Source organism: Paenibacillus suaedae (assembly GCF_032337355.1).
GTDB classification, from domain to species: Bacteria; Bacillota; Bacilli; order Paenibacillales; family Paenibacillaceae; genus Paenibacillus_B; species Paenibacillus_B suaedae.
In genome coordinates this window covers 1,040,096-1,065,329 of the sequence record NZ_JAVYAA010000002.1, presented here as the reverse complement: position 1 = coordinate 1,065,329, position 25,234 = coordinate 1,040,096, and the positions used below count along the sequence as shown (strand labels likewise).

General features: G+C 45.7%; 11 protein-coding genes. 10 read left to right on the top strand and 1 reads right to left on the bottom strand.

Translation table 11 applies throughout. From position 1 onward, the window contains the following. Window positions 1-33 precede the first annotated feature (33 nt). The 6 genes from RQP50_RS12600 to RQP50_RS12575 all read left to right on the top strand — a co-directional run bounded on the left by RQP50_RS12600 (window position 34) and on the right by RQP50_RS12575 (window position 14,464). On the top strand, window positions 34-5,697 hold the full coding sequence (locus tag RQP50_RS12600; RefSeq protein ID WP_315745653.1) for a MupA/Atu3671 family FMN-dependent luciferase-like monooxygenase: 5,664 nt from the start codon (window positions 34-36) through the stop codon (window positions 5,695-5,697). Window positions 5,698-5,699: 2 nt separating this feature from the next. Beyond that, entirely contained in the window at window positions 5,700-9,467 is a 3,768-nt protein-coding gene (locus tag RQP50_RS12595; RefSeq protein ID WP_315745652.1) for a non-ribosomal peptide synthetase, read from the top strand. Window positions 9,468-9,858: 391 nt separating this feature from the next. Next, entirely contained in the window at window positions 9,859-10,707 is an 849-nt protein-coding gene (locus RQP50_RS12590; RefSeq protein WP_227774564.1) for a 3-hydroxyacyl-CoA dehydrogenase family protein, read from the top strand. 43 nt (window positions 10,708-10,750) lie between these two features. Continuing rightward, a complete protein-coding gene (locus tag RQP50_RS12585; RefSeq protein WP_072728938.1) occupies window positions 10,751-11,878 on the top strand; it encodes an acyl-CoA dehydrogenase family protein in 1,128 nt (375 codons plus the stop codon). Window positions 11,879-12,225: 347 nt separating this feature from the next. After that, window positions 12,226-13,155 (top strand): serine hydrolase domain-containing protein, encoded by a 930-nt coding sequence (locus tag RQP50_RS12580; RefSeq protein ID WP_315745651.1) that lies wholly within the window; start codon window positions 12,226-12,228, stop codon window positions 13,153-13,155. A gap of 268 nt (window positions 13,156-13,423) precedes the next feature. Beyond that, the gene (locus RQP50_RS12575; RefSeq protein WP_072728937.1) at window positions 13,424-14,464 is read left to right on the top strand and encodes a hypothetical protein; all 1,041 of its coding nucleotides are present in this window, start codon (window positions 13,424-13,426) and stop codon (window positions 14,462-14,464) included. Window positions 14,465-14,964: 500 nt separating this feature from the next. Here RQP50_RS12575 and RQP50_RS12570 read toward each other — a convergent pair whose 3' ends face one another. Next, window positions 14,965-15,228, bottom strand: coding sequence for a hypothetical protein (locus tag RQP50_RS12570; RefSeq protein ID WP_139295315.1), 264 nt, complete (start codon window positions 15,226-15,228; stop codon window positions 14,965-14,967). A 1,062-nt stretch (window positions 15,229-16,290) separates the two neighbouring features. Here RQP50_RS12570 and RQP50_RS12565 point away from each other — a divergent pair. The 4 genes from RQP50_RS12565 (at window position 16,291) to sigK (ending at window position 25,208) form a co-directional block, all read left to right on the top strand. Beyond that, a complete protein-coding gene (locus tag RQP50_RS12565) occupies window positions 16,291-19,341 on the top strand; it encodes an NPCBM/NEW2 domain-containing protein (RefSeq protein WP_315745650.1) in 3,051 nt (1,016 codons plus the stop codon). A gap of 513 nt (window positions 19,342-19,854) precedes the next feature. Then, window positions 19,855-22,893: a DUF4855 domain-containing protein gene (locus tag RQP50_RS12560; protein WP_315745649.1), complete on the top strand. Its 3,039-nt coding sequence runs from the start codon at window positions 19,855-19,857 to the stop codon at window positions 22,891-22,893. 304 nt (window positions 22,894-23,197) lie between these two features. Continuing rightward, window positions 23,198-24,214 (top strand): hypothetical protein, encoded by a 1,017-nt coding sequence (locus tag RQP50_RS12555; RefSeq protein ID WP_315745648.1) that lies wholly within the window; start codon window positions 23,198-23,200, stop codon window positions 24,212-24,214. A 289-nt stretch (window positions 24,215-24,503) separates the two neighbouring features. After that, complete coding sequence (gene sigK, locus RQP50_RS12550) at window positions 24,504-25,208, top strand: RNA polymerase sporulation sigma factor SigK (RefSeq protein WP_072728934.1); 705 nt, start codon at window positions 24,504-24,506, stop codon at window positions 25,206-25,208. Window positions 25,209-25,234 lie beyond the last annotated feature (26 nt).

Sequence of the window (25,234 nt, the reverse complement as noted above, 5' to 3'; positions counted from 1 at the left end):
ACGCGACAACAATTGAAGGTGGGATGGCTCTGAATGAATATGAAGAAGGAAAACATCAAGGACATGTACCGTCTATCTCCGATGCAGGAAGGAATTATGTTTCACTCCTTCCTGGATCCGGAGACAACCGCCTATTTTCAGCAATTCGAATTCAAGATCGAGGGGACGTTAGACATCGATCTGTTCCGAAGAAGCTTCGATCTATTGGTTGAACGGCACGATATACTGCGTACAACATTCGTCTACGAAAAAGTGAAGCGTCCGCTGCAGATCGTCTTTAAAAGCTGGCCAAAAGAATTGCAGTTTTTTGATCTCAGCGGCATGCCGGAAACTCAAAAAGCGGCTAAAGCGGAACAACTGAAAAAAGAAGATTTGGAAAGGCGTTTTGATCTGTCTAAAGATCATCTGATTCGAATTGCGGTTGTGCAAACAGATCACGAGCGGTATACGATCAGGATTTCCTACCATCACATTTTGATGGATGGATGGTGCATCGGGATTATATCGCAAGAGCTTTTTTCCGCCTACGAGGCTTTGAAAAACGGACAGGCCGTCAATCTTGGCGAATCCTATCCCTTTAGTAAGTACGTGAGTTGGCTTGATCGGCAGGATATGATGGAAGCGTCAGCGTTCTGGCAGGAATACCTCAAGGGCTACGACCAGACCGCAATCGTCCCGCAGCAGCATCAGCCGCAGCAAGGACGCTATGTGCTGAAAGAGCACCGATTATCGCTTGGAACAACCCAAACGGAGCAATTGAACACCATGGCCCGAAAATACGGCATTACGCTTAACGTGCTGATGCAGACGGTCTGGGGAGTCCTGCTTCAGAAATACAACCAAACGGACGATGTTGTGTTTGGCGCAGTTGTTTCTGGGCGGCCGGCCGACCTTCCGGGCATTGAGCAGACAGTCGGCTTGTTCATTAATACGGTTCCTGTGCGCATTCGCTGCGACGAAACTGTATCCTTCGAGGAACTGCTATTTCTTGTTCACCGGTCATCCGTTGCAATGAAAAAGCACGAACATTTTCCTTTGCACGAAGCGCAGCAGTTAAGCGAATTAAAGCAGCAGCTAATCCAGCATATTCTGCTCTTTCAAAATTATCCCGTACATGAAATCGCCGAATCCGCAAACGCCGACCTTGGCTTTCGAGTACGCGACGCGAGTATGTATGAGCAGACCAACTACGATTTCGAGCTTATCGTCGAGCCGGGTGCCGCAATTGGCATCGTTTTTCGATATAACGCGGCCGTATACGAGGAAATGTTTATTGAAGGCGTTGCAGGGCATCTCGTCCAAGTTATCGGTACCGTGCTGGAGTCACCGGACTGTAGGGTAAGGGATTTGCAACTGCTTTCTTCGCAGGAAAAGCGCCGGATTATTGTTGATTTCAATAGTACGGAACTGCCGATCGGGGAGGCTCGGTTGATTCACCTGGCTTTTGAAGAGCATGCCGCCAAGACGCCCAACAGCATCGCTGTGGAGGGACGGGAGAGCTTGACTTTCGGGGAACTGAACCGCAAAGCCAACCAACTGGCCCAGCGACTGCGACTAGAAGGCGTCAAGCCCGGCAAGCTTGTCGGATTGCTGGCGAACCCGGCGGAAGAGCTCGTGATTGGGATGCTTGCCATCCTGAAAGCGGGCGGCGCATACTTGCCGATCGACCCTCAATTTCCGCCGGATCGCATCGCATACATGTTGGAGGATAGCGGGACACAGTTGCTGTTGACCCAAATCGGACTCGCGTCATATATCCCCGGCGATGCAACGGTGATCGAAATCGACCGGGAAGAGCTTTATCGCGGGGAAGGGGACAATTTGCCGCCTCTTCAGTCGGAAGGCGATCTCGCGTATGTCATCTATACTTCGGGATCTACCGGACAACCGAAGGGAGTGATGGTGTCGCACCGCAATGTCATTCATTTTTTTGCAGGAATGGATCAGCGCGTCAAACCTGCGGATGACGATGTCATGCTTGCCGTAACGACAATCTCCTTCGACATATCCGTTCTGGAATTGCTATGGACCCTTACGCGCGGAATTTCGATTGTACTGCATGGGAAGAAAGGGCGAGAGTTTGATTACTTTGACCGTTATTTGGATGAATACCGGGACACAAGTATGGATTTCAGCCTCTTTTTCTTTTCCAGTTACGATAACAAGCATAAAGAAAATAAATATCAGTTACTGCTGGATATGGTAAAGTATGCGGATCAGAACGGATTCAGCGCCGTATGGACACCGGAGCGACATTTTCACAGTTTCGGCGGCCTGTACCCGAATCCATCGGTAACGTCGGCGGCATTGGCGATGGTAACCGAGCGGTTGCAATTGCGCTCGGGAAGTGTCGTTGCACCTTTGCATAACACCCTTCGGATCGCGGAGGAATGGGCAGTCGTGGACAATCTCTCTGGCGGCCGCGCTGGCGTTTCGTTTACGGCTGGCTGGCACCAGGACGACTTTGCGTTGAATCCTGAGAATTATGAGCAACGGCACGAAGTCATGTTTCAACAGATTGAGGAAGTAAGACGGCTGTGGCGCGGGGAGAGCGTGCCTGTGTCGAATGGGCTGGGCAGTGAAATCGAGGTCCGAGTTTATCCGGAGCCAGTTCAACCCGAGATTCCGATTTGGATCACAACATCGGGTAGCCGCGATACGATAATCGGCGCCGGCCAGATCGGTGCTCATTTACTGACTCATCTGCTTGGCCAGGATGTGGATAGCCTGGCCGAGAACATCGCTCTATACCGGAAAACATTAACGGAAAACGGTTTTTCTGCCGATCACGGCAAAGTTGTTCTGATGCTGCACACCTTCATTGGCGAAGATCTAGAAGCCGTGAAGCAAACTGTCAAGGAGCCGTTCTGCGATTATTTGCGTTCCAGCCTGAGTCTGATTCGCAATCTGGCGGATGCTCTCAACATGAACATGGCGGAGCTTCAGACGGAAGAAGCCATGCAAACGCTGTTGGATTACGGCTTTGACCGCTATTGGCAGACTGCTGCGTTGCTCGGCACCTTGGAAAGTTGCAAGGAGATGGTGGGGCGATTGTCACGCGTGGGAGTAGATGAAATTGCCTGCCTAATCGATTTCGGTGTCGGGCACAATCTAGTTATGGAAGGTTTGGAAAAGCTTTCCTTGCTTCGTCAATCATTTGAGAAGCCATCCGGTGTGCCGGAGAAAACAGGCAACCGACACGTGACTATGCTACAGTGTACGCCTTCCCGTCTCCGTTCCTTAATCAAGGATCCGCAGTCGCAAGAGTTTCTCCGCTCGCTCCGCACGATTATGGTCGGTGGCGAACCGTTCCCTATGGATCTTGCCGAGAAGCTTGGAAGGTTGACGACCGCCCGCATTCTTAATATGTACGGCCCTACCGAAACGACAGTCTGGTCTGCGACGTACGAGATACCTCCACAGCCCACGCGCATGTGCGTTGGAACGCCGATTGCCAATACACAGATCTACTTGTTGGATCCGCACGGGAATCCCGTTCCGGTCGGAGTTGCCGGTGAATTGTACATTGGTGGCGAAGGGGTGACGCAAGGATATCTAAACCGGCCCGAATTGACCGCCGAACGCTTCCTGCCGAACTCGTTCACCGGCACAGGCCGAATGTACCGAACGGGGGATATAGGCCGTTACTTGCCTGACGGCAACATTGAAATATTCGGTCGGCGCGACGACCAGTTGAAGGTGCGCGGCTACCGCATGGAAGCGGGCGAAATCGAAGCCGTTCTGCTTCGTCACGACAGCATCCGGGAAGCTGCCGTTATGGTGCAGGAGGAGGAGTCCGGCGAGAAGACCCTTGTCGCGTATGTCACATGGAAGTACGCCGGGAACGAAGCAGATCTAAGAGCGTTTGCGAGCAGTTTTCTGCCTTATTATATGCTGCCTGCTCAATATATCGGCCTGGAGAGCATGCCGCTTACGCCTAATGGAAAGGCGGACCGCAAAGCGCTTCGACGCCTTGAGCACGTCGCTGGCCAATCCGACAGGTTCTTGGAGCCGACGAGTGAGATCGAAATCGTCATGGCCCGGATATGGCGCCAAGTTTTGGGTTTGGAGAACATCGGCATACACGACAACTTTTTCAAGCTCGGAGGCGATTCGATCAGCGCGTTGCAAATCTCCTCTCAATTGCACAAATACGATTACAGGATGGATATGAAGCATCTATTCCAACATCCGACAATCGCAGAATTAAGCAAGCTAGTGCACACCTCGAACGGCAAGAGGGATCATAGCCAACCGGTGGAAGGGCTTGTTCCGCTCACGCCGATTCAGCATTGGTTCCTGGAACAAAATCTGATGGATGCGCATCATTACAACCATGCCGTTGTTCTCCGCGCTGTGAACTGCTTTGATCCGTCAGCCGTGCAGTGTGTGTTGGAAAAGATTGTGTTCCATCACGATGCTCTGCGCATCGTTTTCCGGCAAGAGAGCGGTGACGGTTCGGTCAAGGCGATTAACCGTCCTACTAGCGCAGGGCTGATCGAGCTTCGTGTGACGGATCTGCGCGGGGAAGATCGATTCGTGGAAAAGGCGGAAGCGGAGTTTGCGGGGCTGCAATCGACGCTGAATCTGACGGAAGGGCCTCTGTTCCTGGCAGCATTGGTTCACACGGACGACGGAGACCACCTGATGCTCGTGATTCACCATTTGCTGGTCGACGGCGTATCCTGGCGGGTACTGATCGAAGATTTTACCGAAGGGTATCGGCAGATATTGCGCGGGGAGGACATTCGTTTTCCGAACAAAACGGATTCGTTTCAAACCTATGCGTTGCGCCTTGCGGAGTTTGCGAAAAGCGAAGCGTTGATGGCGGAGAAAAATTACTGGAAACAGTTGGGGGACTTTTTGTTCCAGCCGCTTCCGCGGAAAAACGCGCTCACGAAGCGGTCTGCGATGAACACGAGCCGTGTGGCTCATCTTACACTTTCGCAGCAGGAGACGCAGCAATTATTACAAGAGATTCATCACGCCTACAATACGGAAATCAATGATATTCTGCTTGCGGCGTTGGGGTACGCGGTGAAGGAATGGACCGGCTCCCCGCATTTGCTGTTCGATCTGGAAGGACACGGGCGCGAACCTTTCGTGGACGACCTTGACGTGACGCGGACGGTAGGCTGGTTCACCTCCGTGTTTCCTGTGGCGCTTGATATGTCGAAATCCGAAAACTTATCCGACCAAATTAAGCGCGTGAAGGAGAACTTGCGGCGTATTCCCGGCAAAGGTCTCGGCTATGGCGTACTGAAGTATTTGACCCCTGCCGAGAAGAAGTGCGAAATTTCCTTCGACGTGCAGCCTGAAATCATGTTCAACTATCTCGGGCAATTCGACCAAAGCGTGCCAGAGGATTTGTTCGAGCTATCTTCATTGTCGGCCGGGCCGATGCTCTCACCAGCCTCGGAACGCAGGTACGCCCTCCTAATTAACGGCATCGTGCGGCAAAAAACGTTCACGCTCTCGTTCGACTACAGCAGCGAACAATTCGAACAATCCGATATAGACAGACTGGTGGAATCGTATCATCGCCATCTGCTGCGGATTATGAATCACTGCCTAGGAAGAGAACAGACGGAACTCACGCCAAACGACCTGCAGTATAAAGGTCTAACGATTGAAGAGTTGGACGAGCTTAGCGAAGAAATCGCGGCGTCCATCACCGAAATAGGAGATAAAGATTAATCATGTCAAAAAAAATGGAAATCCAAAATATTTATTCGCTTAGCTCTATGCAGGAAGGCATGCTTTTCCGTTCGCTTGTCAATCCGGAAATTGGCGAATATGTGTTGCAGTCGGAGTTCGACATACGAGGATCGATAGACATCGAAACGTTTAACAACAGTTTTCAGATTCTGGTGAACCGCCACGACATTTTGCGAAGCATTTTTAACTACAAGAAAGCGAGCCGACCGCTGCAAATTGTTTTAAAAGAAAGGGCAGTATCCGTCCATTCGGAAGACTTTCGTCATCTGGAGTATCCGGACAAGCTTGAGCGGCTGGCCGCGTTCAAAGGCACGGATCTGGCGCGTGGCTTCGATTTGACCAAGGATGTGTTGATCCGTAGTGCGATCCTTCGTATGGACACTGACTACTGCAAGCTGCTGTTAACCTACCATCATATTTTGATGGACGGTTGGTGTCTCGGCATCTTGTTTAACGAGTTGACGCAAATTTACCGCAGCTTGAAAAACGATAAGGAGCTTCAGCTCCCGCATGCATATCCTTACGGAACGTTCATCAACTGGATCGAACAGCAGGACAAGGAAGCGGCGGAGCGATATTGGGAGCGGTTGCTTGCTGGCTATGAGCATCCAGCCCTGCTTCCTCAAGCGGAGACACAGCGGGATACAGGCCGATACGACTTTCAGAAATATGCGTTCGAATTCGATACCTACACGACGCGGGAGCTGACGCTGTTTGCACAAAGCTCGCAAGTGACGCTATACGTCGTCATGCAAACGCTTTGGGGCGCGCTGCTTCAAAAATACAATAATACAACGGATGTCGTATTCGGAGCTGTCGTATCGGGACGTCCGGCGGATTTGGCGGGTGTTGACCGAATGGTGGGACTGTTTATCAATACAGTTCCGGTACGTATCCGCCAGGAGGACGGTGAAACATTCTCCGGACTGGTCAGAAAGGTGCAGATGCAAACGACCGAGGGAAACCCGTACGAGTATTTCCCGTTGCACAACGTGCAAGCGAAGACTGCACTCAAGGGAAATTTGTTTCAGCATATCATCGCCTTTGAGAATTATCCGATGCACCGTGAACTGCGCGGCGCCGACTCCACAAACGACGATTTGGGATTTACCGTGGACGACTTCACGATTCGCGAACAGACCAACTACGACTTGAACGTCATTTTTGTTCCTGGCGAGCGAATGAAGGTGACGATGACCTACAATGCGGAGATATATTCGGCTATCGGAGTGCAAACAATTGAGGCGCACTTACGCCAGCTCGTTCGAGAGGTTCTGCACAATCCAGCGTGCGGGTTGTTCGATTTGGAAATCGTTACCGCACAGGAGCACAGCATTCAGCTCTCATTCAACAATCGTGCGTCTTATCCCGAACGGGCAACCTTATCTGAATTGTTCGAACGGCAGGCACAAACAACGCCTGACAAAGTTGCCGTTGTCTGCGGGGAGCAGAGCTTGACCTACCGCGATCTCAACATCCGAGCGAACCAGCTTGCATATGTGCTCCGTAGCAAGGGTGCAGGGCCGGACAAACTTGTGGCGCTGCTGTTAGAGCGCTCAGCTGAGATGATCGTGGCTATCCTCGCAACATTGAAAGCAGGAAGCGCTTATGTGCCGATTGATCCGGGCTACCCGGAAAAACGCATACGCTACATGCTGCAAGATAGCGAGGCGTGCTTGCTGCTGCTCGAATCGCAAAACAGGCAGATAGTAACGGATTTCGGAGGATCTGTTGTCGAAATCGATAATTCGGAAATCGCTCATGCACCGGGTTTCGATTTGCCGTCGGTGGCAGAAGCCCACCATCTTGCCTATATTATTTACACCTCCGGCACGACCGGCATACCCAAAGGGGTGATGATTGAACATCGCAACGTCGTTCGATTGTTTTTCCACGAAGGCTGTTTGTTTGATTTTGGATCGGACGATGTGTGGACGATGGGCCACTCCTACTGTTTCGACTTTTCGGTATGGGAGATGTACGGAGCACTTCTGTACGGCGGTAAGCTCGTCATCGTGCCGGAGCAAACTGTTCGCGATCCGCAGCAGTACTTGAAATTGCTGCAAACGGAGCAGGTGACGATCCTGAACCAAACTCCTACGATGTTCTATCACCTTATACAAGCAGAGGAAAAACTGCCGCAGTTCGATCTTCGCCTTAGAATGGTCATTTTCGGCGGCGAAGCGCTTGCACCTTACCAGTTAAAGAACTGGAAGGCAAGACATCCGCAAGTCCGGCTGATAAATATGTACGGCATTACGGAAACGACGGTACACGTAACCTTTAACGAGCTAACGGAAGCTGATATTGATCGCAATCTCAGCAATATTGGGCGTCCGATTCCTACACTCGCACTCTATATTCTGGATCGGAATTTGAACCTGCTGCCACAAGGCGTTGTTGGTGAAATGTATGTAGGGGGGGAAGGCGTTGGACGTGGTTATCTAAATCGGCCTGAATTGACGGCTGAACGATTTCTCCCGAATCCTTATGTCCCCGGCGATGTTCTTTACAGGACGGGGGATATGGGCAGGTGGAGGCACAATTGGGAATTAGAGTACTTGGGACGTGCGGATCATCAGGTGAAAATTCGTGGTTATCGGATTGAGCTTGACGAAATTGAGTTATGTCTGCTAAAGCATAACTCGATTCAAGGGGTTGTCGTGCTGCCGAAAGAGGGAGCAGGAGAAACAGCCGTTCTTTGTGCATACATCAAGGCAAATCGGCCTCTTCAATTGGAGGAAGTTAGGATCTATATGGAGGACAAGCTGCCATCCTATATGATACCTTCATTGTTCTTTCAAGTCGATCACATCCCGTTAACGACGAACGGAAAAATCGATCGTCAAGTGTTATTGGCAGAAAAAAATGCGCTTGGTACCTCTAAGGAGGAATCTATTGAACCAACGGATGAATTGGAACAGGAATTGTTTGCGATTTGGAAACAAGTATTGGGCGCTGACCATTTTGGCATACACGATCATTTCTTCGATGTCGGAGGAAATTCCATTTTATTGATTCAGGTTCACAATCGGCTCGACAATCGTTACCCAGGGAAAATAACGATTGCCGATTTATTTGCTTATTCCACCATCTCCAAGCTGAAGGAACAAATCAGTCGGCTAAATCACTCGGAGCTGTCGTCGGTAAACATTGAAGGACTGGTGCTGCCTTCCGAATATTATGCCGGAGATCCTTCGCTAGAAGAGGGGACCCAATATCGTTACACTCTCTCAAGCGATTTACATAATCGATTAGCGAGGATTTCCCGACAGGAGCAGATTTCGGTTTCGGATCTAATGCAGGGGTTGTTCGCGTACGTACTTTCCGAAATATTGCAAACAGACCGCATGCCGTTGCAACTCATTGAGTCAAGCGGCATCTTACAGGTTGTAATCGCGTTCAACTCGATTGCAGAGTTTTCGGATCTTTTCCATAGGGTGGCCGATGGAAAGGGGAAGCGGGACGAACTTTACAGCTTCTCACATATGAGCAAAGCGAGACAGCAAGCAAGCTCGGAAACGGTTTATCCTGTGTTCGTAGAAGCATCCGAAGAGGACGGAACGTTGAATTTGACGGACTTTTTTGATTTTGGATTGGAATGGAGAGCACAACAAGGGGGAGGAGAACTCTTCTTTCACTTTGATCATCGTCGATTGGAGAAGGAAAAAATGCGATCCATTTTTTCACAATACATCGGTTTCCTTAAGCTCTTTGCAGAAAATCACAATGGTGCGATCCGCAAATAACAAGGTCGTTTTAAGAAGGGCGGGTCAACCGCACGGAAGAACGCTTAGATGGTCTTGCTAGGGATAAGACCGTATTTGTCGCTCCCCTGCGGAAGCGGCAGCAGACGCTGACATCATCCTGGCCTGTGTGACAGATGACCAGGCGAGCGAACAAATATGGTCTGGATCGTACGGAGCGTTTCCAATGCAAAGCAAGGCATTGCTGCCATTGAAAGCTCCTCTTTGTCCGTATCTTACATTGATAAGTGGTAATCGGCTATATGGATTGCTCGTCTGTTAGCGAATTATATTTTGAACGCAACAATAGGCCCCATCGGCAATCGTGTGAGAATATAATCCAATGCTTGCCGAGTTGTTAGGACAATTAAATGATGAATAATGGCGGTGTTCAGTGATGCAAAAAATCGGAGTCGTCGGTGCAGGGACGATGGGGATCGGTCTTTCTCAGTCTTTGGCCCAAGCAGGTTTGGAAGTCGTTCTTGTCGATATTTCGGATGACATTCTCGCCCGTGCAAAAGAAGAAATTCGCAAAAGTATACGATTTTCCGCATTCTTTAATAAGGGTCATTCGTTGGAAAGCGTGGACGCTGTACTTACCAGAATCACCTTGACCACGGATCACCACTTGTTATATGACGTAGATTTCCTTGTGGAGAACGTGACCGAAAAATATGAAGTGAAGCAGGCGGTATATGAGATTATCGATCGGATTTGCCCTGAGCACTGTGTTTTTGCCGTTAACACTTCCTGTATTTCGATAACCAAATTGGCGGCTGGGACGAAACGTCCAGATCGGGTGATTGGCATGCATTTCATGAATCCGGTCATGATGAAGCCGACAGTCGAAGCGATTCGAGGTTTTCATACCTCCGACAAGACTATTGAAACCGCTAAAGATTTCCTTGCCCGCTTCGGCAAGGACATGATTCTCGTAAACGATCTTCCGGGGTTCGTTTCCAACCGTATTTCACACCTGCTCATGAATGAAGCGGCATTTGTCGTACAGGATCAGGTGGCTCAACCAAAGGATGTCGACGACATTTTTAAGAAGTGTTTTAACCATGCGATGGGACCGTTAGAAACGGCTGATCTTATCGGACTCGATACGGTCGTCCATTCTCTCGATGTGCTCTATGAAAGCTATCAGGATTCGAAGTACCGCGTCTGCCCGCTGCTACGCAAAATGGTCGACGCCGGCCTTCACGGTCGAAAAAGCGGACGCGGCTTCTACGACTACTGATTTTCCAGTTTGGTCAATTCTATCTTTGAAAGGTGAAACTAATATGAGGCTTAGGTTAAGTGCAGAGCAGGAGCAGTTTCAGGAAGATTGCAGAGCGTTCGTCGACCGTGAGGTATTGCCGTTGGCGAACCGGATGGACAGGGAGGAGCACACGCAAGCAGATTTGATCCGGAAAGTAGCAGAGCAGGGTTACCTCGGGGCAGTTATTCCGAGATCCTATGGAGGGTGTCAACTTGATTACATAAGCCTCGGCCTTATGCACGAGCAAACCGGGCGCGCCTGCTCCTCCATACGCAGCCTGTTGACGGTCCACGGTATGGTAACATTGGCGATTCGTAAGTGGGGCAATGAACTTCAGAAGCAGCAATGGCTGCCTGAACTGGCCTCAGGAACCCGGATTGGCGCATTCGGGCTCAGCGAACCAAACATTGGTACTGATGCAAAAAGCATCGAGACTACTGCTGAGTTGGTGAACGGGCGATATGTACTAAACGGTAGAAAAAAGTGGATCACCTATGGTCAAATCGCCAATCTCTTTTTAATCTTTGCACGCTGTGAGGGACAGCCAACCGCTTTCCTGGTAGAACGTGACAGCAAGGGATTTACGGCCAATGCGATTGACGGCATTTTGGGAACAAAGGCTTCCATGCTTGCAGAACTTCACCTTGACAATTGCGAGGTACCAGCGGAGAACTTGCTAGGGAGAATCGGTATGGGACTATCCTTCGTCGGAACTCACTGCCTGGATTACGGCCGATTCTCAATCGCATTCGGTGCGGTTGGAATTGGACAGGGCTGTTTAGAAGATAGTCTCGAATATACGTCAAATCGTAAACAGTTCGGCGTCGTTCTCCGTGAACATCAATTGATTCAAAAAATGATAACCGAGATGATCGTCAATGTCGAGGCGGCACGACTGCTTTGTCATCAAGCTGCATATTTGGCCGATCTCGCCGATCCCGACTTTATGATGGCAAGCTGGAAGGCAAAGTATTTTGCCACGTCGATTCTTAGAAAGATCACAAGCGATGCGGTTCAGATACAAGGCGCATTCGGCTGCAGCACAGATAGCAATGCGCAACGCTATTTCCGCGATGCGAAGATTATGGAAATTATCGAGGGCACGACGCAGATGCACGAAATGATTATTGCGAGACATGCTTATATATAATACAGCACTGGGCGGAATTCCTCCAGAATCCTGAATCATCTCAATTTATTCAATTACTACGAACCTATATTCGTTCGTATTTTAGGAATTTTGAGACGTTTAATCCCCGTCCCGCATACGAGCATCTTGATACCGAATTCATGCTGTTCATGGTGATAAAGAAAAGATTCCGTTACAAGCTATCGAAGCCTGGCGTCATTACACTTCACGTTCTAGCCAAATTGAAGTATTTTCTGGTGGGCATTTCTTCATCAATGACTACGCCGAACAGCTAACAGAATTGATGAAGTGTATATTGTCCAAGCACAGGGAATAATGCAACTCGATAAGACAAAGAGGTGGGCTGAGTGGGACTTTCATCGAACAATCAAACGAAAATGGAAACCAATCATTTGTCTGAAATACTAAAGAAAGAGAAAATTCACAGCTGCTTGATCAGCGTAGGTAGCGAGCCCATATATCAATTTTTTAAGAACAAAAAATCGGTTAACAAACTTCATAAAGTCAATTCATGTACAAAAAGCGTGACCTCATGCCTGATCGGGATTGCACATGAAAAAGGCTTCATTCCCGACTTGACTGCTCCGATTGCAACCTATTTTCCATCGCTGCTGAAAGATCAAGATCCGAGAAAGCAGTTTATCACGATCGACCACTTGTTGACTATGACTGCCGGATTCGATTGGCCCGAGATGGAGGATTGGGGAGGCTGGCCTCAAATGATCCATAGCTCGAACTGGGTGAAGTATGTGCTGGAGAGGCCCTTACTCACCGAACCCGGTCTAGTGATGAACTATAACTCGGGTTGCAGCCAGCTACTTTTGGCCATTTTGCAAAAAGCGACGAATCAAAAAGCACGTGAATTTGCTGTCCGCCATTTATTTTCTAATCTGGGCTTTGAAGATTTCATTTGGCATGAGGATCCGCAGGGCGTGAATATCGGCGGCTTCGGACTTTATCTTACCGTTCAGGACATGCATAAATTTGGGAGCTTATATTTGAACATGGGAAGATGGGGAAAAAAGCAATTGATAAGCGAAAAATGGATTGCACAAACGACGCAGCCAGAAAATCTGTCCTACCCCGATTTGGGTCATTACGGGAGGCATTGGTGGGTTTCTCAAACCTCTGGTGCCGGAGGGTTTTATTTTGCAATGGGCATGGGAGGGCAGTATATTTGTGTCGTTCCGTCCCGAAAAATAGTCATTAGCATGACAAGTGATACTTACGGGGATACGCTGAGGCCATTGCAAATCATAAAAAGTTCCATTTTGTAGTTTCGCTGAGACAAGTGCTGTAAGCATTGGATTAAGTTATTATATGGTACAACTTGCTTTCATGAAAATTTGGAAAGTCTGCTTGGAGTTCAGTTAAAGTGCTAATACAGTATCAGATTTAAAACTGTGTGTAGGAAAAGGAAACTTATGCATTCCGGAATCACATTGTTATCTGAAACACTGTATTAGCTCTGATGCTGTACTGTTTTTTTACAAAATTGATTATTCGAAAGGCATGTATTGATACAAATTATCTAGGAGATGTATTATGGGTACAAAACGACTTCGTATTGCGATTCCACCAGTTCTCGGCTATTTAGGTCAAGCTTATCCACTCTCCATCATGGCACAGTCTAATCATTATTTACCTTGGTTTTATACTAACTTTATTCATCTATATTATGAAAGTAATTTACTCGATGCTAAGATCCAACAATCCACATTAAATTTCTACAACTATGCATATAAAGGGTATGATGGCCCAATAAACAGTCCATGGATTAATGCTGCTGGAATAGATGGGAAAATTGTTGAAGGGTATAAAGGTGGGCCAATAAAGTTTATTACTGATTGTATTGATAATCGACAATATGTTGAGTTAAATGTGGATGAGTTTTATATCCCTAATACTTATGCACATGGTGAATATGAATTCAAACATCAATTCATGGTATATGGATATAGTATGCGTAAGCAAACAATTTACGGTCTTGGATTTGATAAAGAAGGTAAATTCACCGAATTGCCTGTTACATTCAACGATTTTGAAAAATCTCTGATGAGTTACAAAGATATTGAAGGTAAGCTAGGCCTATACAATTTGTGGACATATAATGATAATGCGAATTTTCGTTTTGAAGTTCGTTTTGTAAGAGAATCATTGAGAGAGTATTTGGAATCAAAAAATCTTGATGAAAGGATAAGTATGTTTATAAATCCAAGAAAAAGGGTTTATGGAATGGCTATTTATGAGCAACTTTTGATATTTTTGGAAGGGTGGATGACGGGGAGAACATCCTATGATATTAGGCCAATTCATATTATGTTGGAACATAAAAAATGTATGTCTTCAAGAGTAAAATATATGATTAAACACAAATATCTCTCCGATGAATTTGATTATATCAAAAATTTCGTATCAATAGAAAAAATGGCCCGAACAGGAAAAAGTATGGTTATAAAGTATAAACTGACTAACGATAATGATATAATAAAAAGACTAATTGAGCTTTATCGTCAGATGCAACTGGAAGAATATAATGCAATTCAAGTTGTTGTTGACTCTTTAACTGAAAGAACTCTGCCTTAATATTTTGGTTGGCGTATCTTATTCAGTAAAGTCTATTAAAGAGTTCTGTAGATAAGATTGCTAAAAAGCTGAACTTATAACAATGAGACCACCCCCCTCCCTGTTTGTGAGAAAGGGATCAAAATATCTACAAGTTTAAGCAGCCAGTCGTCGGAAATTAACTGCCGACTGGTTATTTAGTTTCGTTTGAATGCGAATGAGTTATAGTAAGTAATGTAATCTCGAACGGTCTGCTCTACAATTGCCGTCAGGTTTGAAGCAGTGACGTGATCTTTCGGTACCCATAACGGAATTTATGTTCCGTACAGAGCTCTCGAATTTTCTCAACGACATAATTTACACGCTTAGCTCTGCAAGACGATTTCCAACGGTAATAATTAGCTCGAGGAATTCCTAACCATGTACAGGCCTGTGTAATACAATACTATTTATTTCTCCTCGAATGGACTCTACCCAAGCAATGACTAACTAACTTCAGCTGACATCTCCTTTCCAACTCCTTATACTTTTTTTAGAACATCTAGTTGCTGCTTAAGGAAACGATTCCCTGCTTTCACTTTTTCAAGTTCTGATGTGTATTCCGGCTCTTTACCGTAGCTATAGTGCTTACCTACTGGCTGTTCCAGACGATGGAGTTCATCTTCCCGATACCACTTTATCCTGACTTTTAATTGAGTCACATTTTTAATATTTAGCTCGTTCATGACTTCTTTCACAGGAATACCAGCTGATCTCATTTCAATTGCTTTCAATTTCACTTCCACAGGTAGCTCATTCTAGTTACCAACGCAAAAACACCTCCAAGATTGTCTCCCTTATCTTACGGTATGCTCATGTCTGCTCATATGTTGTTATCACTGACTGCGGAATGACTAAGTAGAATTTGGGTATTTCATTACACAACATCCATCTTAACTTAATTCTCTTCAAAATAATGACGCATATTGGGTTCTATAATAACGGAAAATAAGCTGAAAAACACGAACGATATTACCAGATTATTATTTATACAATCGTTAGGATATACAGTAGTTACAGCATTACATAATTATAAAATGTGCGTATCTCATGTAGATATGGATTGAGAGCTATATTCATGTCAGCTCAACTGTAGAATATATTCAGAACTTCAAGACTTTAATGAGTATCGAAAATGATATTCGCACAGAATCGAGTCTTAATATAGCAATATTAAGCTCAAAATCGCTTCCTCGCCACTTAACTGAAATGTTGTCGATACTGCTCATAAAACAATTATTTTTGGGATTGGAAAACCGACATGCCTGCTAGAATACCACGAGTGAAATGCCAATCATGTACCAAATTCACTCAACTTCCAGTGAAATGGGTTCGATCGCTCTCACATTTCACTCTGCTATTTGAAGCGTGGGCGATGCGATGATGGCTGAAATTCTCTTGACGGCGCAAGGGTTATGAAACTAGCAACTATGCTTTTACCCGTCTGTACAGCGAAGAGCCCTACTTCCGATGATCGATATTTTGTATCATCGTTTCTTTCCTCCCCGTGTAGTTTCTGAATACTCCTACCATGCTTCTTCTTTCTTGTATTTCATTTACATATGAACCCACTGGTCTGCAGCACCGACTTGTCTCACTTGAGCTCTAGATATCGACTTTATGAAAATATTGAAATCGCTTCCAAGTTGGATTATATCGGATTTCGCAAAGGGGGGATCAAAATCGAGCATTCACCTGGGACAGGGGGAATCGTTGTTAAGAAGAAAGGAGGCTAGGTCTGTACTTATACTGACTGTTGCATTTGACAATCCGTACGAGAAAAAATAAAAGAAAGGATGATAGTTATAATGAACAACTCCCGGTTTCAAAAGTCGTTGGCAAAGCTCTTGTTATTGTTTGTGCTGTGCATTGGTTTGTTTGGGTTCAATTATTCGCAGGCCTTTGCGCTTGACAATGGGCTTGCGGAAACACCTCCGATGGGCTGGAACGGTTGGAACGCCTTTCATTGTGACGTGAATGCCGTTCTCGTGAAGGAAACGGCTAAAAAGATGGTAGAATCCGGGATGAAAGAAGCGGGCTATCAATACGTTAACCTCGATGATTGTTGGATGCTTAGTCAGCGCGATGAAAACGGCAATTTGGTTCCCGATCCGGCAAAGTTTCCAGACGGGATTAAGGAAGTCGCCGATTATGTTCACTCTCTCGGTCTGAAAATTGGTATCTACGCAAGCGCAGGTACCACGACTTGTGCGTGGTATCCGGGGAGTCTCAATTATGAAGAGAAAGATGCCCAAAGTTTTGCCGAGTGGGGAATCGACTATTTAAAGTATGATAATTGTGGCGATCCTCAGGGTCGACCGATACAGGAACGCTATGAGAAGATGCGTGATGCGCTTGCGGCTACAGGACGGGACATTGTTTTCAGTATGAGCGTTGGAGGAGGCGATGATCCGTGGTTATGGGGCAAGCAGGTGGGCAATCTGTGGCGGACAATCGGTGATATTAGTGATTCGTATCTAAGGATGTTAGTCGTTTTCCTTAAGAATGTTGAACTGTATCCGTACGCCGGTCCGGGCTATTGGAATGATGCTGATATGTTGGAAATCGGTAACGGGGGCATGAGTCTAGAAGAATATCGTACCGAATTTAGTCTTTGGTCCATAATGGCTTCGCCATTGCTCGTGGGTACCGATTTACTGAATGCCTCCAAAGAAATTATGGATATTTACACCAATCGTGAAGTGATTGCGGTGAATCAGGATCCAATCGGGCTACAGGGACGTCCCATCAAGCAGCAAAACGACGGTAGTATGGTATTGTTGAAACCGATGGCCAATGGGGACAAAGCCGTGGTGTTCTTCAACTCAAGCAATGCTGCGTTAAATGTGGAGATAAGTCTTAGTCAATTGGGCATACCATTCTCTGTCGACAAGAAAACTTATACGGTTCGGAATCTCTGGGCACATGAAACGGTATCGACCACAGACAAAATCAGTGCTTCTGTTCCGGCTCACGGAATTATGATGTATCGCATCAGTCCGGGAACGAAAAATGAGGTTTCAACTGACGGATTTAAGCGTGTTATCAATAATGACGGCAAAGAAATTTGGGTGAAATCGTTATCTGACGGAAGCAAAATGATTACATTGGTCAACCGGACTACTGCCGCGACAAAAATTAGTGCTGAGCCGGAAAAATTAGGTTTCAAACATGCCTCGGTTTATTTGGCTGAAGACTATTGGACTGGCCAAAAATTGAGTTATGCCAGCAAAATCTTCTCCGATGTTGAACCATTTTCAGCGGTCACCTACCGTGTTACACCGGGGACACCAAACGAGGTGCCTGCCGCTGTTGGTATATCGTTTGACGGTCCTTCTTTAATAGCCCCAGGTGAAACCAAAACGATCATAACAACGATGACCAATTATGGTAGAAACGCTGTTCATAACCTGGATCTCAAACTAAATGTACCGGAAGGATGGAAAGTTATCCCCGGTTCGGACACCACATTTAAAACCATGCCACCGGAAGGCAAAAACAATTCCGTTAAGGTGAGTTGGAAGGTGACGGCGCCTCAAGACGCTGAGGCTGGCTGGAGTCATCTTACAGCGGATGTCATGTTCGATTCTGGTGGGGGAAATCAGGGGCATGTACGCTCAGGATTATCCGTACAAATCCCGTCCGCCCCTCCGACAGAAAATGCATTTCTAAGCGACATGCAATTTTTTGGCAACGTTTCGAACGGCTGGGGTCCGATTGAAAGGGATACAAGTGTCGGTGGGAACTATCAAGGAGATGGCAAAATGATCACTCTGAACGGTAAAGGGTATGAAAAAGGATTGGGTGTCCATGCATACTCTAAAGCTTCATTTTATATTGGTAAAAACTTTTCAAGGTTTATTTCTGATATTGGACTAGACGGTGAAACTCATGGGGGCTCTGTCATCTTTCAAGTGTGGGGAGACGGGGAAAAGCTCTATGATAGCGGTGTAATGAAAGATAACGCGGATGTCCAGCATGTCAATGTTGATGTTTCCAATGTCGATGTTCTTATGTTGGAAGTAATGGACGGTGGCGTTGGCAATGGTGCGGATCATGCTGATTGGGCTGGAGCGAAGCTGTTGAAAGAGGTGTTAGTAGATGACATCAAGATCAACGGGGAATCCTTATCAGGTTTTGATCAAGTAACTACAGATTATTACATGACATATTTGGAAGGTACGATATCGGATGTACCTACGGTGGAAGTCATTCCGGCCAATAATGATGTTAAGGTAGATATTTCACCGGCTGAACAACTTCCGGGTACTACCGTGATTACCGCCACCTCGGCAGATGGATCAGTGACGAAAACGTATAAGATTCATTTTAACGTCACTCCACAATTGTATGTAAGCGACCTTCCGTGGATTTATGCGACGACTGGCTGGGGAACGATTCATCGAGATGCTAGTGTCGGAGAGAACCCGATTAAATTGTTAACTGATTCGGGCATTGTTACCTATGATAAAGGAATTGGAACGCATGCTATTTCAGAAATCATTTACGACATTGCCGGGAGAGGGTATGGTCGCTTTCAAAGCTACGTAGGCCTAGATCACGAATCACACAATAACGATAGCGGATCCATAGTTTTTCAAGTATGGGCCGATGGTGAATTATTATTTGACAGCGGGACGATGAAAAGAGACACTCTGGCCAAGTTTGTTGATGTTGATGTTAGTGGCAGAAAACAATTAAAGTTAATCGTTACCGATGCCGGCGATGGAAATGGCAACGATCACGCCGATTGGGCGGACGCCCAATTTATTGCTGGCAACACGGCTTCCGAAATCCATACAAAGATGAACGATGAGGATCTTCCAACTGAAGTGACTATACCTGATTCAAATCAATGATTTCACGTGGAATGATATAGGTTCTTATAGGCCGTGTCCAGTTCGGACTTGGCCTTTTTTTAAATGTCAGTTTACGTATTTTCACAGACAGTAGTTCTCGTATGGCGTATGAAAAAAATTGCGTAGTGTATCAAATTATGTTGCTTGTTCTCCTGCAAGTCCCCCTCTATCATGAACCCATGCGGAAGAAATTACAGTCATATTTCAATGTATAGGGTCGTGATCGCGTTCAAAATGATCTACAGGCGAAATATTTTTTTCTGTTTTGAAAGCGCTAACTAAATTGGTCTTGAAGCTATTGTTTGAAGGCTGGTACGCAGTACGTTTTTACTCAGCTTCTACTCATTCGTTTTCGGGTTTTGGGTGCCTGTTTCTGCAAGTGCTCCCTAAATGGTTTATGCCGGATGCTGCGAAAGGGGGGATCAAAAATCGAGAGTTCGTCTAGAACAAAGGAAGTGGTGAAAGGTTTCTGGAATTTCAGTACTTAATAATATAAGAAAAGGAGCTGAATTAATGAAATCGAATAAAAAATGGGGATCGGTTCTGATTGCAGCTTTATTGCTGATTACCTCAGTTTCTGTGGTGCAGGCGAAGTCAACTATTCCGACAGTGACCATCACAGAGACGGGAGATGCGATCCAGACAGAAGGGAATGACGCGGGAAATCCACAAACCTTACCGGAACAACCAACGGATGACGGAGGGACAGCTATGGATCAGGCTAATCAAACACAGGACGTATATCAAAAAGCAGCATCATCAGAGGATCAGATGAAATTCCGCAATCTTGCGTTAGGTCTTCCCTATGAATGGTCTGAACAGCCGGACGCATCGCATCCGGACGACGGCTATAAGCTTACAGATGGGAAATATGGAAAGTTGGATAGGAATGACCCGGCGTGGGTAGGACATGTGCGCGGAAAAGCACGTGAAGTCGTGTTCGATTTGGGCGAGGCAAAGTCGATCGGCAAGATATCAGCCCGCTTTTTTCAGGATTTCCCCACAAACTCTATCCTCGTGCCGTTAGAGGTATCGATGTATGTTTCCGACGATAAGGAGAATTGGGGATTGCTCTCTCATAACGCCACTCAGCTGCTCTGGGGATCAGGGCCTCCTAGACAGGAGACGTTTACATGGGACGGAAGCCGAGACGGAATCAATGGCGGGAAAACAGATGGCAAGCTGGCTTATGCCCGTTACGTGAAAATCATCTTTACGATGCATCCTTCACAATGGGAATACATTGACGAAATTGAAATAACGGGTACGGACGGCAAGGTAGACGGGGCAGTAACCGTTCCTACTGAGCAGCCTCATTTTTTAGAGCCGAGTGAAGCGACAGCTGGTATCCGAAACCTGAATTTACTGTATAACGGACAGTATGCAAATGGTTTGGGTGATTGGAGCAAGGAGCGGTTTATTCCTAACATCAGTTATGTGAATAAGGATGGCGAGCCTACCGATTGGCTTTTTGATGGCGTTTTATATCTCGGGCTTGCTTCACCTGCTGGCCGTGATTACGGTCTAGGGCAAACGAACTTAGAAGACTGGAAATGGTATTTGGATAAAACATTTGCGTCCACGGGGGATATGCAGAACTTGAATGAGGCTACCAAGGAAGTCGGAGCCAAGCTGAACCAGCCTGATTATAAAGAGAAGGTTGTGTTAATGATTCCGGATCCAGGAGGATCTTTAACCGATTTTGGTGACGTTGACGGTACTGGTTCCTTGAATTTTAACGAATCCGTTGTCGGCAGAGATAAAGCGCTTGAAAACAGGGGGAAAGCGATACAGTGGTGGCTCGATCAGGTTCAGCAAAGATGGGATGCTGCGAACTATTCAAATCTTGAGCTTGTTGGTATGTACTGGCTGCCAGAACAAATCGATATAGGTGAAACGGGACCAGACGTGGCTCGAATGATGAGTGAAAAAGTGCATGCCATGAATTTGAAGGTGTTCTGGATTCCTCACTCTTTGGCATACAAAATGTATATGTGGAAAGACGTTGGAATAGATGCTGCTGCTTATCAGCCGAATTACTTCTTCGGTGGAATGGATGTTGACCGTCTGGAGGATGCTGCGAATAATGCAAAGCGGTACAGGATGGGGAATGAAGTCGAGTTTGATGACGGGATGCTGACGGACGCCGTACTCCGCGAGCGTTTTATCGAATACTTGAACAGCGGTGTTGAAACGGGATTGATGCAAAATGGCTTTAGAGCTTATTACCAAGGAAATAATGCCGTTTACAACTTAGGAGTAAGCAAGGATCCAAGTTTGCGTTTAATGTATGACTGGCTGTATCAATATTTAAACGGAACATACGTCGTCCACAATAGCCCGGCGCCGGAGGCGGACATATTCATCAACGGACAAAAGTTAAATGGCGATATGGCCATACCGGATACGGAGACCCTTCAGATTACGTGGAAAATCAAAGATGACGATGGAAGCGGATTGGCGAAGGTAACGGTCTTGATGGATGGTAAACCTTACATCCCGGGAACACCATTTGATCTGGCGGGAAAACCGGATAAACATCAACTGGTCGTCACTGTAGCCGCTGCGAAATCCAAGACGACTACTTACATCATCAGAGCGGTGTCGACGGCCGATACGATGAAAGCACATGTGGATCGATTCGCAGAACAGAATCAGTTTACGACGGCCGAAGCCCCTCGTTCGCTGAACAATTATTTGGAACTGATGAAACGCTTTGAAGGAACAGAAGCGGGCCAGGTTGACAAGTACCTAAAAGGCTTCAATGTGAAACTAGATCAATTATGGGCAGACCATATCATTTCGGATACGGCTTACGCCGCGTTGAAAGAAGAGGTTTATAGCCTCGTTGGTAATCTGGCCGAAAATAAACCAGCGACTGCATCTTCCGTAGAAGGCTCCCTTGCGAGATTGGCGCCGGAAAATGCTGTAGACGGATTCTCTTCGACAAGATGGTCGAGCGCCTATGTGGATGACACTTGGTTCCAAGTCGATCTTGGCGAATCCAAAGAATTCGATACGGTTAGTATCGACTGGGAGAATGCCCGAGCTAAAACCTACAAACTCCTTGTCTCCGATGATAATCAGAATTGGATCAGTGTAATTAAGGACAATAACGGAATCATTACTGCGCATGCTGGAAAAGAAACCGTTCATTTTGATCCAGCCACAGCTAGATACGTCAAATTCCAAGGCGTTCAAAAAAATACGGAATACGGCTATTCCTTCTATGAATTTGGAGTTTATAATCTTTCTGGAGGCGGTACGGTCACACCGATTGAGGGCGCAAGAGCTGTGATAGATGTCGATGCAGGGAAATTAACGATCGATGGTCTGGTGATGAATGGAAGCCAGTCCAAAGTGAATTTGAAAGTGCTCGATTCGAAAGGGAAAGTCCGGTACGAAGGCCATACAACAAGCTCGGAAACGGGGAAATTCCAATTTTCGATTAAGCTTGTCGGGAATCTAAAGGGAACGAACGACGCCTATCTCTGGATAGAGGGAATGTCCACACCCGTGAAGTTTACATTCGACTATAGCAAAAAGAACTGATATTTCGAAAACAAAGCCATGGACGCAGTGTTATTTCCACGCTGTGATCCGTGGCTTTTTCTTTTGAATCAGTCTTGATGGTCGTAAGGGAATGATGTGTCCGAGATGAATGAGCAAGCCAAGGGAGATGAGCATCTGTATGATGATCGGAAAAACATATTGAAAGTGAATTAGATTCTAGTTCATAATAAAATTAAGGAGGAATCTGAACTTAAATCGAAACCTGTGCTTTTAACCATCCAATATATCACAAACATGGAATCAATACAATTAAATGTTATCACAATTGAAGGGGAGAAATAATATGACAAGTAGCACGTCAAATATTTCAAATGAAAAGATATTACCTATGTCACCTCCAATTCTCTCCTCATATCCCGTATACTCAAACCTATTATCTGTAATATCAAATGTCCCCGAAGCATCTCCTTGGATATTAAGTAATTATATACAATTAGTTAATAACCCACAGAAACCAACTATTTATTTTCCCACTGGTTATGCTCATGAATGTCCTTTTATATCAGAACAAATTATTAATAAAACCTTCATTAGGAATAAATGGAACAACGATATAGTTGGATTTATTATAGATTGTATTAATTTAGGATACTATATTTATCTAATTGTAGATGAGTACTATATATCAGCATCATGGGCATACAAAAAGCAATCTTTTACACACGATTTATTTGTTTTCGGATACAATAAATCGTTAAAGAAATTTAATATTGCTGACAATTTCAAACACGGAATTTATGCATATAATACATGTTCCTTTTACGAATTACAGAAAGCGTATTCATCTTTAAAAAATGCTGACGAGGATTATTTAGGTTTTAATGGATGTGTAAGATTATATAACATAAATCCCAAAGTAATTTATGAATTCAACATTGATTTGGTTATTGATTCAATCAATGATTATCTTGTTGGTAAATCTACACCACGTGAGCCTGAACATTACCGTAAAAATTATGTTTTTGGAATAAATGTATATAATTATATGAGAGATTACCTAAAAGCAGTGCATAAAGAATGTGATCTAAGAGCATTTCATACTCTTTTTGAACATAAAAAGTTAATGTTGCAACGTATTCAATTCATGGAGAAGTTAGGATTCCTTGAAAATTCTGGTTTGATTTATGACGATTACTCTGCAGTTAAAAATAAATGTGAAACTAATCTTTTCAGGTTAATAAAATTTAACATGACTCAAAATAGTTCCCTTTTAGATAAAGTAGTATCGAGTATGGATGAAATTGTTAGTAGGGAGAAATACGCTTTGGAAAATCTCTTAAATAACATTGTTTTAAAATAAGCTATGCTCCATGTACTTCGAGCTGGAATCCCTCCTGATCCTGAATGATCGCATATCTGATGTCAGAGGATGCAAAACCTCAGATTTTACAACCTATGGACATTTACTTTTTGGAGCTCATATCCAACCTTGAACAACGAGGGAAAATACAGCTTTCCTCGTACATGCACGTATAGGCCACCGCCTACATACAATGTATCACTGCGCCACAACTGTGAAAGAGAATCGAGAATGAACAGGCGCAAGATGCAGAACACAATGTCGTCAGACTTCTGGAGGTGGCTATTACATGACGGGATTATTCACGGCGATCGCACTCTTCATTAAGCAAATATCGCTGCTCGTCTCATACGTGAAGAACAATGCGTTTCCGCAGCCGTTGGCAGAGGAAGAGGAGACAAAGCACCTGCTTCTTATGGCAGAAGGGAATGCACATTCGAGAAATATGTTAGTTGAACATAACTTAAGGCTTGTTGCCCACATTGTGAAGAAGTTTGATAATACCGGCGAGGATCTTGAGGATCTGATCTCGATAGGTACGATCGGATTGATTAAGGCGATCGAGAGCTTTCAGCCGAACAAGGGAACGAAGTTGGCTACTTTCGCAGCTCGCTGTATAGAAAATGAAATTTTGATGCACTTGAGATCCTTGAAGAAGACACGTAAGGATGTATCGCTGCACGATCCGATCGGGACTGACAAGGAAGGTAATGAAATTACATTAATTGACATACTTGGCACGGAAAGTGATGAGGTTGTCGAGAAGGTGCAGCTTAAGATCGAGAAAAGCAAAATATATCGCAATCTGGATATATTGGATGAACGGGAGCAGGAGGTTATCCGGGGGCGGTTCGGATTAGATGGAGGCGGCGATGAGCGAACACAGCGGGAGATTGCGAAGGAATTAGGCATCTCGCGTTCGTATGTGTCACGGATAGAGAAGCGGGCGCTTATGAAGCTGTATCATGAGTTTTATAAAGTGAAGCGAGATTGATCTATTACGAATAAGAGCTGAGCCTG